The organism is Streptomyces sp. NPDC101181, from assembly GCF_044767975.1.
Lineage (GTDB): Bacteria > Actinomycetota > Actinomycetes > Streptomycetales > Streptomycetaceae > Streptomyces.
Map to the genome: position 1 here is coordinate 415,738 of NZ_JBIWOX010000001.1, position 9,945 is coordinate 425,682.

Here is a 9,945-nt window from a genome sequence, read left to right on the forward strand (position 1 = left end):
TCCTACTCCCCTTCAACACGCATGATGCTGGCGACACCGCGCACGGTGTCGAGCTTGCGCAGCGCTTCGACGGTCCCGGAGAGGGCGGCGTCGGGCGCGCGGTGGGTGACGACGACGAGGGAGGCCTCGCCGTCCGTGCCCGCCCGTCGCCCGCCGCCACCCTGCTCGATGGCTCCGTCGTCGCCGCTGCCTGAACCGCGTCCTTGCTGGCGGACGGTGTCGATCGATACGCCCTGCTCGGCGAAGACCGTCGCCACCTGGGCGAGCACGCCCGGTTTGTCGGCCACGTCGAGGCTGATGTGGTAGCGCGTGACGACCTCGCCCATGGGGCTGACCGGCAGGCGCGTGTAGGCGGACTCACCGGGTCCGGTGGCCCCGCCCAGGGTGTTGCGGCAGACCGCGACGAGGTCGCCGAGGACCGCGGAGGCGGTCGGGGAACCCCCGGCGCCGGGCCCGTAGAACATCAGCTGTCCGGCGGCCTCGGCCTCGACGAACACCGCGTTGTACGCCTCGCGGACGGAGGCCAGCGGGTGGCTCAGCGGGATCATCGCGGGGTGGACCCGGGCGGTGACGGAGGCGCCGTCGGCGGCGCGTTCGCAGATGGCGAGGAGCTTGACGGTGCAGCCCATCCGGCGGGCGGAGGCGATGTCGGCGGCGGTGACCTCGGTGATGCCCTCGCGGTGCACGTCGCCGATCCTCACCCGGGTGTGGAAGGCGATCCCGGCGAGGATCGCGGCCTTGGCGGCGGCATCGAAGCCCTCGACGTCGGCCGTCGGGTCGGCCTCGGCGTACCCGAGGGCGGTGGCCTCGTCGAGCGCCTCGGAGTAGCCCGCCCCGCTGGTGTCCATCTTGTCGAGGATGAAGTTGGTGGTGCCGTTGACGATGCCGAGCACCCGGTTGACCTTGTCCCCGGCGAGCGACTCGCGCAGCGGCCGCACCAGCGGGATGGCCCCGGCGACGGCGGCCTCGTAGTACAGGTCGCGGCCGTACTTCTCGGCGGCGGCGTGCAGGGCCGCGCCGTCCTCGGCGAGCAGCGCCTTGTTGGCGGAGACGACGCTCGCGCCGTTCTCGAACGCGGTGGTGATGAGCGTACGGGCGGGCTCGATGCCCCCGATGACCTCGACGACGACGTCGATGTCGCCGCGCCGCACGAGCGCCGGGGCGTCGGTGGTGATCAGTGCGGGGTCCACGCCCTCACGCACCTTCGAGGGGCGGCGGACGGCCACCCCGGCGAGCTCGACCGGCGCGCCGATGCGGGCGGCGAGGTCGTCGGCGTGCGTCGTCATGATGCGCGCCACCTCGGAGCCGACCACTCCACAGCCCAGCAGCGCCACCTTCAGCGGACGCGTACGCATCATCCGACCTCGTTTCTCATCCGTGCTCATCGGGGACCAGTCTCACTCACCGGACGGGCGATTCTGCCACCCGTCCGGATTCTGAGATGACTATTTCATCAGCCGACATCGAGACGCAGAAGATCTTCCTCCGTCTCGCGCCGGACGATGACGCGGGCCGCTCCGTCGCCCACGGCGACGACCGGGGGCCGCAGGGCGTGGTTGTAGTTGCTGGCCATGGAGCGGCAGTACGCGCCGGTGGCGGGTACGGCGATCAGGTCGCCGGGGGCCAGGTCGGCGGGGAGGAACGCGTCCTTGACCACGATGTCCCCGCTCTCGCAGTGCTTGCCGACGACCCGGACCAGCATCGGTTCGGCGTCGGAGGTGCGGGAGACGAGCGCGACGCTGTACTCGGCGTCGTACAGCGCGGTGCGGATGTTGTCCGACATGCCGCCGTCGACGCTGACGTACGTCCGCAGCCCCTCCAGGGGCTTGATGGTGCCGACCTCGTACAGCGTGAACGCGGTGGGCCCGACGATGGCGCGGCCCGGCTCGACGGAGATCCGCGGTGTGCGCAGCTTCGCGGCCTCGCACTCGCGCGTGACGATGTCGTTGAGCGCCTTGGCGATCTCGTGCGGCTCGCGGGGGTCGTCCTCGCGGGTGTACGCGATGCCGAGGCCGCCGCCGAGGTCGATCTCGGGCAGTTCGACGCCGTGTTCGTCGCGGATCTCGGCGAGCAGTCGCACCACCCGCCGGGCGGAGACCTCGAAACCGGCCATGTCGAAGATCTGCGAGCCGATGTGGGAGTGGACACCGGCGAGTTCGAGCCCGTCCAGGGCGAGGACCCGGCGTACGGCTTCGGCGGCCTGCCCGTCCGCGAGCGCGATGCCGAACTTCTGGTCCTCGTGCGCGGTGGCGATGAACTCGTGGGTGTGCGCCTCGACTCCGACGGTGACGCGGATCTGCACCCGCTGGCGGACGCCGAGTCGGCGGGCGACGTGGGCGACGCGGGCGATCTCCTGGAAGGAGTCGAGCACGATGCGCCCGACCCCGGCCCCGACGGCCCGCTCGATCTCGGCGACCGTCTTGTTGTTGCCGTGGAAGGCGATGCGCCCGGCGGGCATGCCCGCGTCGAGGGCGGTGGCCAGCTCGCCCCCGGAGCACACGTCGAGGTTGAGTCCTTCTTCGTGGAGCCAGCGGACGACCGCGCGGGAGAGGAAGGCCTTCCCCGCGTAGAAGACGTCGGCGTCCGGCCCGAAGGCGTCGGCCCAGGCCCGGCAGCGGGCGCGGAAGTCGCTCTCGTCGAGGAAGTAGGCGGGGGTCCCGAACTCCTCGGCGAGCCGGGCCACGGCGATCCCGCCGACGGTGAGGGCGCCGTCGGCGTCGCGGGTGACGGTACGGGACCAGACCTTCTCGTCCAGGACGTTGAGGTCGGCGGGGGGCGCGGAGTAGTGCCCCTCGGTCAGCACGTCGGCGTGACGGGGGCCTGCGGGGTGTGCGGAGCGGCTCATCGTGTTCGTTCTCTCGGGTCTCTTCTGATCTCGTCAGAGATGTTCGGGCGCACGGATGCCGAGCAGGGACAGGCCGCCTGCCAGCACCGTCCCGGCGGCTTCGGCGAGAGCCAGCCGGGCACGGTGGGCGGCCGAGGGTTTCTCGTCGCCGGCGGGGAGCGGCGGGCAGGTGTCGTGGAGGACGAAGAACGCGTGCGCGACGGCTTCCAGCTGCCGGGCGAGCCGGTCGGGCGCACGGTGCCGGGCCGCGGCGAGCAGCACGGCGGGGTGGTCGGCGAGGAGGTCGAGCAGAGGGCGGGCAGCGGGTTCCCCGGGGCCCGCGCCGGGTGCGGAGGCGAAGCCCAGGGCGGCGGCGCCCCGGGTGAGGGCGCGGGTCCTGGCGTGGGCGTACCGGACCCGGAAGAGCGCATTGGCCTCGCCCTGGACGAGCAGGTCGTCACCGAGCGGGGCGCGATCGTGCCCGGCGGGCCGCAGCAGCCCCCAGCGGGTCGCGTCCGCGCCCAGCCGCTCCAGCAGCTCGGCGGCGGTGGCCCCGGCGGGCACGGGGCGGACCGTGGCGGCGAGGGCGTCCGGGGTCGTCTCGCGCGCGTCCGCGGTGACGCCGAGACGGCTCCACGCCCGGTCGCCACCCCCGTCGCGGCTGATCCGGACATCCGCGCCCTGGGCCGTCAGGAGGCGTCGTACGGCATCGACGGTGACGGCCGCGCGCACCTCGGACGCGTGGTGGAGCCGGATCACCTCGCCCCGGAGCGCGTCCCCGTGCCCGTAGGCGAGACCCTGCTCCCGTACGGCGTCGAGCAGGGCGCCACGGCGGTCGGCGGGGGTGTCCAGGGTGAAGCTCAAGAACCCCGGCCCGGTGATCTCCACCCGCCCGATGCCGGGCTCGGCGGCGACGCGTTCGCGCAGGATGCGGGCGACCTCCAGCGCGGGCAGGGCGGCGGGCCCGGCCAGCTGGAGCGCGACGGCGCAGGCGTAGTCCCCGCTGCCGCCGGGCCGGGTCCTCTCCACCCGCACACGCGCGGGAACGGGCGCGCGCAACGCGTCCTCGTCGACCGCGCGGCGCACGGCGTGCAGCACGGTCCGGGAGAGGTCGGCGGGGGTCACGGGACAAGCGTAGGGGAGACCGGGGGGCACTACGCGAACCCGTTTCGCCATCCGGTCACACCTGGCTGGGACGCGCCGGGGCGTGTCGGCGGGTGCGCGTCGGCGGGGGTGGTTCCGGGGGCGGATGAGGTGGCGGCGGAGGTCGAACCCCTGGGGGCGGAGAGAGGCGGCGGAGGTCGGCCCCCGGGGTCGGACGAGGCGGCGACGGAGGGCGGCCCCCGGGCGCGGACGGGCCGCCCGCGTCAGCCCGCGGTGCTGCCCGCCCGGCCGACGCCCCGGCGCTTGTCCACCGGGGGATGGTCCTCGCCGGTCACCAGGCGGTGCATGATCCGCACCAGCTCGCTCGGCTCGAACGGCTTGGCCAGGAACGCGTCGATCCCGGCCGCCGGGCCCGCGTCGGCCTCGGACGGGGTGCAGGCGCTGATGACGGCGATGGGAAGACGGCGGGTCCGGGGGTCGGAGCGCAGGCGGGCCGCGGTCTCCAGACCGCCCAGCCGGGGCATCACGACATCGAGGGTGATGGCGTCGGGACGGATCTGGTGGACCAGCTCCAGGCATTCGACACCGTCGGCCGCGGTCACGACCTCGAAGCCCTCAAGTTCGAGATTGACCCTGATCAGCTGCCGGATGACCTTGTTGTCGTCGACAACAAGCACGCGGCCGTACGCCCCTGACACCCTTCGAGGGTAGGACGGCCGGAGCGACCGCGTCCGGCTTTCGCCCACTTCCGCCCCGGACGAGTGGCCCGCACGCGCGTCCTCGGCGCCGCAGAATACCTGTTCACGGACACCCCGCCGGAGCTGGTAGTGTTTCACCCGTCGCAGAGCAGGACAGCGACACGCCCCCGTAGCTCAGGGGATAGAGCATCGGCCTCCGGAGCCGGGTGCGCAGGTTCGAATCCTGCCGGGGGCACTTCTCAGGAAGTGCCGACAAGACCCCGCCATCAGCGTTGACGCTGACAGCGGGGTCTTCGCGTATCCAGATCCCTCTTCACCATCTTGGGCAACGTGGCAGCCCGGAGGCCAGTTCCGGACGGCTGCCGCGCCGGGCGGGCACAAGATTCACCCGCGCCCGCACAGCCCCCGGTGGTATTCGAGGTACTCCTGCTCGATGACGTGCTCGGCATGCCGCTTCAGCTCATACTCGACGTTTCCGGTCGAATTCCGCCGCACCGCCCAGTGCTCGTCGATGTAGATGGCGAGCCTGTCGAACTCGACATGGTGGTTGGGGCACAGGCACAGCAGATTGGACAGCCGGTCGGGGCCGTAATGAGGCCCGCCCAGCCCTCGGATGTGGGCCGCCTCGCTGTAGTGGCTGTGCTGCGTCTCGACGCGGGCTCCACACACCTGGCATGCGTGCCCGTACATCACCTTTATGCGCTCGACGAGTTTGGGGTCCCGGACCGGCTCCGACGAGGTGCGTGAGCGGCGGGGTGCCCTTCCCTCCTCTCCTTCTCCATCAGGGAAGTCACCGCTGGCGCTCGCGTATCCGGCGAGGCCGACCCGGCCCAGGAGCGCCTCCCGGTCCACCTCGCTGAGGTAGGTGGAGCAGATCAGGCCGATGGCCTCGGCCCGTGCCAGCGGGCGACGGAGGACGTTGGCCGCGTCCCGGCTGAAGCCGGCGCTCGCCCCCGCCTCGGCCAAGCGCGACGGAGTCGGTGTCCCCTTCGAGTCCTCGATGCCCTCGACGTCCCACAGGCCACTGCTCCGCAGGTGCCAGAACGGATATTCTGGAGTGACTCGCGAGTCCGCGAGGCCAAAGTCCCGCAGCAACGGCTCGACCTCCTCGCGGAACGTCTGCCACTCGACCATGCGCTTCTGCTCGGCGGTCAGACGCCCGATGGCCCAGAGGAGGGTGATCGGCTTGTGCCGCGAGGGGCGCTGCTCCCGGATATGGGTCTTCAGCTTCGCGAGGGCCTGCAGGAGGTCGTTCCGGCCCAGCCGGGTGCCGGGGCCGGTGGACGGCGGATTCGCCTTCGACCGCGCGGGTGCCGCCGGATCGGCCATGTCCAGAAAGCGCAGGCGCTCTTCGGCACCGACCAGAGTCAGCGACCGCAAGGGCACCGGGACTCCGAGCCCACGGAGAACAGGCTCCGCCGGGACCTCGAACTCGGCCACCTCGTCCAGGGCCATGATGTGCTGCCAGGTCTTCTGGTTCTCGTCCGTCCCCCAAACAGCTTCGGCAAGGGGGCGGTTGTCGAAGAGACCGATGATCCTGGCCCTGGCGACGAACTTCTTCCCGGCGTAGAAGAGCACTTCGTCGCCGACCTTGCGTCCGGCCAGTGCGGTCACCTTCTCGGATCTCTCCCGAACCGGAGGTGTCGATCCCCAGAAACGTGCCACGCCGTCGGGGAAGAGATTCCTGAGGGCGTTCCCGTCGGCTCCCAGGACGGATTCGTAGGCGGAGAGTCGGACTCCGTCCCGTACCGAGTGTCGAAAGTGCTGGGGCCCCCTTACTCGTGTGGTGCCACGCGGCTGAAGAACCCACTGGACCGACGGCCTCATCGCTCGGCTGGTGCTGCGCTCGCCCTGGCCGTTTCCATACCTACGCCCCTTTCGAGGAGAATCGCCAACTGCTTCTATGCTCATGATCGACAGACTAGCCAGGACACAACCATCGACACTGCTGCGAGGCAGCCGTCGTGGGAGAGGCCGGGCATCAAGCTACTCACGCTTCCTCAGTTCTTCGCATCAGCCGACCGCAGGCGGTAGCAGATCGGCCCTTCCGATGAGATCGGCGTTCGCGGCTGTGACCTGCCCGCCCTGCCCATCGCAACACCATGTGCAGTCAGTAAGTAATCGTCCTGCCGTCACTTCTCGTCACTGGAGAGATAGCTCTCCAGGAGACCGTCGGTCAGCCTGCGGAGAACCTCGTTCTCCGCGAGAGCCGCCTGCGCCCTCGCGTGGAGCACATCGGTATCCCGAGCGAACCGTTCCCGCACGGACTGCGCGGGCCAACGAAGGGCGGTGGCAGCTACCGACTTCCTGCTCAGTTCGCGCCCACCCGGCCCTTGGGCCGCAGCCGTGAGTTCCCTGCTCCGCGACCTGACTTCGTACAGCAGCCAGTACGTGTCCGCCAATGTGGCGGCCCGGATAACAAGCACACCTCGGCCGGGAACGACTGGCACAGCGTTCAATACTGCGTGCACACCGTCCTCCCTGGCGGCCAGAAGCAGGGACCTGGCCTCGCACAGCGTGTCCTCATCGGCGGTGGCCATCCAGTTGTCTGTCCGGGAAACGTATGGAAGGCCCTTGCGCAACACATCCGCAGGCGTGACGAAAGGCGCTCTGTGTTCCGGCCCGGCAGGTGTGTCCTCCTGGGGGCGCGACTGGTGCCCTACCCATAGATGGGCCACAGACCCCAGGGGTCGTTCGGGCCATGCCGGCCGGTCCCTCGTCTCGACAGCGAACAGCGCGTCGGTCAACGACATCGCGCAGTCCGCGATACGTCCGTTCACCGCAGCTTTCTCTTCGACGGCTCTCACGGTGCGGACCAGGACGGCCTTGGCCCCCGCGGTCGGCAGCAGGACGGGAAGTCCACGCAGGTCCTTCAGGTTGAGGGTGCGCTGCAGCGTCGAGCCGGTCGCACGCCTGGCACACCACTCACGTACGTACGACGAGTTGAGCCACAACCTGAGCCAGGCTGCCTCGTCCGGGCCCGTCGTCCGGATCACCGCGATTGTGCGGGCGACGTTCCAGCCGTCGTAATCCTCGGTGGCCAGAGCCGCTTCACCGACCCGCCCCACGAGAACGACAAGCACATCCCCCGTTCTCACTTCACTGCGGGCGTGCGCCTGGTGGGTGCGGAAACTGATCCTCCTCGGCCCCTCGCTGCGGAGGTGACCCTCCTGAATGTCGGAGGCTCGGACCATCCCCACGCCGCCGTCGTCGTGCGCGCCGGGCCGGGTGATGCCGTAGCGGATGTGCTGAACCCATGGCAGATGCTCCAAGGGGGCGACTTGCCAGCCCCGGGGCACTCGGCTCAGCCGTTCCTCCAGTGGGTCCTGGCTCACCATTGGTCCAGCAGATCGCGCAGTTCGTCTTCCAGCCGACGGGACGCACCGAAGAGGGCGTACAACTCGCGGGCCAACTCTCCCACCTTTTCCTTATCGTCGCCGCGCTCCGCCTGGCCTTCAGGCCCGCCGACACCTCGGGACGGCAGAACGTCGTAGTCCTGAGCGGCGATCTCCGTGACTGCCAGCGACCGGCACCATCCGGGCACGTCCTCGTAGGGCCCTTGCCCCCGCACGCCGCGCCACGCAGCGAAGGTGGCCGCGATGCGATCCCTGGAGTCCTCGGGCAGAACTCGGCGCCCACGTGCGACCTTGACCGCGGTGTCACTGGCGTCGATCAGCAGCAGGTGCCCCGACCGGTCGGTCTCCCCCCAGGACGTCCGGTCCTTTTTGCTGCTGTGAAAAAGCCACAGGGTCACCGGGTTGCGTACGTGTGGGAGCAGACCTGCGGGAAGCTCGATCACGCAGCTCAGGGCGTCGTGCTCGATCAGCCCGGCGCGGATCCGGAGTTCCGCGGGCCTCGTGGTGGAGGCGGCGGCAGTGGGCAGGAGCAACGCTGCGCGCCCGGCCTTCCCGGGTGACATCTTGCTCACCACGTGCTGCGCCCAGGCGAAGTTCGCGTTTCCCGCGGGTGGGACCCCGTAGCGCCAGGCGTGATGAAGTTCCCAGCCCTGCTGCGACCACGCGGTCTGGTTGAAGGGCGGGTTGGCCAGGACCACGTCGAAGGTCGAGTCCGGGAACCCGTCCTTGGTCAGGCTGGACGCGGGTCCGCGCAAGGAACCGGAAACGCCGTGCACGGTGAGGTTGATCGCGGCCGTCTCGACCGCGGTCCGGCTGAAGTCCTGTCCGTACAGGGCCGCGTCCCCTGGTCGTCCACCCTGCGCTCGCGCGTGCTCCACTGCCTTGAGCAGGAAGCCGCCGGAGCCGCACGCCGGGTCGTAGACACTCTCGCCCGGACATGGTTCCACCAGATCGGAAAGGAGGTCGGCGATGTACATGGGGGTGTAGTAGTCGCCCCCCTTCGCCGACCTCTGCACGCGCTCCAGGCACTCCTCGAACAGCGTCGCCGCTTCTCGAGCCTCGGACACACAGTGGACGAGTGGCTCGAGGGCGCTACCCCGAACGTCTTTGAGGACGGGCGGCAGGTCCCGCAACTCGACGTGGCCCGACTGCCACTCATCCAGGCCCAGCAGGATCTCCCGCAAGACATCGTGTCCGTCCCGCGTCCACAGGCCCCGGCCCTGAATGTCGGCCCAGGCGTGCTCTGCCCGCGATCTCCGCGCCTCGTCGTGCTGAGCCTCGTAGCGCAGGAGTACCAGCAGCATGACGAGGCGAACGGCGTCCGGTTGCGCCAGCACGCCGCGCACGGCGTCCAGCGCGTGCGACAGCGACGCTTTCGACGCCTTCTCCACCTTCGGCTCCTGTCCGTCTCGTGCCACCCGGGTACGTACGCCGGGCCCGCACCATCATGCCTGTCGGCGCTCAGCCGGATCTCACGTAGCCCAGGACGATGAACGCCAGAGTCGCCACGGCGATGAACACCACCCCTGCGGCCTTAAGCGCCTCGTCCACGCTGGCGGTGCGGGCCAGATGCCAGAACGCCACCGCCAGCGCGCAGATCACCCCGACCGCCAGGGCGAACATCGCCATGACCTTCCGCTCGTCCATCTGCCCTCCCGTTGACCCAAAAATGACGGAAAACCACAAAGCGGACGAGAACGCGCGCCTCTCGACCGGCCACTCCGTCACCATATCTCATGCAGCAGTCCGTTTGGAATTAGCAGCAGTCCGTTTGATCTTCTTACCTCTCGCGGGCGGTGGAGGATTCACGCCTTGTGATCGCCGCCTCGCATTCCGGACCGACGTGGGCACGCGGCGTCCCGCCCCTGCCGCCGGCTCCCCGCACGGTTCCGGCCCTCCCGCAGCAGGCACGGGCGATCACGTGCAGCCGATACGATCGACCGGGGGCTCTGTGCCCGAAACG

Annotated in this window: 8 protein-coding genes and 1 tRNA gene; 1 reads left to right on the top strand and 8 read right to left on the bottom strand. The window is 70.3% G+C overall.

What is annotated here, in order from left to right; translation table 11 throughout:
* Positions 1–2 precede the first annotated feature (2 nt).
* The 4 genes from ACIRRU_RS01780 to ACIRRU_RS01795 form a co-directional block, all read right to left on the bottom strand.
* Positions 3–1,358 carry a homoserine dehydrogenase gene (locus ACIRRU_RS01780; RefSeq protein ID WP_363200853.1) on the bottom strand — a complete coding sequence of 452 codons (1,356 nt, stop codon included), beginning with the start codon at positions 1,356–1,358 and terminating at the stop codon, positions 3–5.
* 95 nt (positions 1,359–1,453) lie between these two features.
* Positions 1,454–2,845, bottom strand: a complete 1,392-nt coding sequence (gene lysA / locus ACIRRU_RS01785; RefSeq protein ID WP_403674839.1) for a diaminopimelate decarboxylase — start codon at positions 2,843–2,845, stop codon at positions 1,454–1,456.
* A 33-nt stretch (positions 2,846–2,878) separates the two neighbouring features.
* Positions 2,879–3,949: an ArgS-related anticodon-binding protein NrtL gene (nrtL, locus tag ACIRRU_RS01790; protein ID WP_403674841.1), complete on the bottom strand. Its 1,071-nt coding sequence runs from the start codon at positions 3,947–3,949 to the stop codon at positions 2,879–2,881.
* A gap of 242 nt (positions 3,950–4,191) precedes the next feature.
* Positions 4,192–4,605, bottom strand: a complete 414-nt coding sequence (locus tag ACIRRU_RS01795) for a response regulator (protein ID WP_403674844.1) — start codon at positions 4,603–4,605, stop codon at positions 4,192–4,194.
* A gap of 184 nt (positions 4,606–4,789) precedes the next feature.
* On the opposite strand from ACIRRU_RS01795, the gene ACIRRU_RS01800 reads away from it, so the two are divergent.
* Positions 4,790–4,861, top strand: a tRNA-Arg gene (locus ACIRRU_RS01800).
* 149 nt (positions 4,862–5,010) lie between these two features.
* On the opposite strand, the gene ACIRRU_RS01805 is transcribed toward ACIRRU_RS01800, so the two are convergent.
* The 4 genes from ACIRRU_RS01805 to ACIRRU_RS01820 form a co-directional block, all read right to left on the bottom strand.
* A complete protein-coding gene (locus ACIRRU_RS01805) occupies positions 5,011–6,240 on the bottom strand; it encodes an HNH endonuclease (protein ID WP_403674847.1) in 1,230 nt (409 codons plus the stop codon).
* A 518-nt stretch (positions 6,241–6,758) separates the two neighbouring features.
* Positions 6,759–7,964 (bottom strand): hypothetical protein, encoded by a 1,206-nt coding sequence (locus ACIRRU_RS01810; RefSeq protein ID WP_403674849.1) that lies wholly within the window; start codon positions 7,962–7,964, stop codon positions 6,759–6,761.
* Entirely contained in the window at positions 7,958–9,373 is a 1,416-nt protein-coding gene (locus tag ACIRRU_RS01815) for an N-6 DNA methylase (protein ID WP_403674852.1), read from the bottom strand. Before ACIRRU_RS01815 ends, ACIRRU_RS01810 begins: the two co-directional genes overlap by 7 nt.
* 70 nt (positions 9,374–9,443) lie before the next feature.
* A complete protein-coding gene (locus tag ACIRRU_RS01820) occupies positions 9,444–9,629 on the bottom strand; it encodes a hypothetical protein (protein WP_403674855.1) in 186 nt (61 codons plus the stop codon).
* Positions 9,630–9,945: the final 316 nt, after the last annotated feature.

Coding starts and splice junctions, on each gene's coding strand:
- ACIRRU_RS01780 (WP_363200853.1), bottom strand. CDS start 1,358: ATGATGCGTACGCGTCCGCTGAAGGTGGCGCTGCTGGGCTGTGGAGTG.
- lysA (WP_403674839.1), bottom strand. CDS start 2,845: ATGAGCCGCTCCGCACACCCCGCAGGCCCCCGTCACGCCGACGTGCTG.
- ACIRRU_RS01810 (WP_403674849.1), bottom strand. CDS start 7,964: ATGGTGAGCCAGGACCCACTGGAGGAACGGCTGAGCCGAGTGCCCCGG.
- ACIRRU_RS01820 (WP_403674855.1), bottom strand. CDS start 9,629: ATGGACGAGCGGAAGGTCATGGCGATGTTCGCCCTGGCGGTCGGGGTG.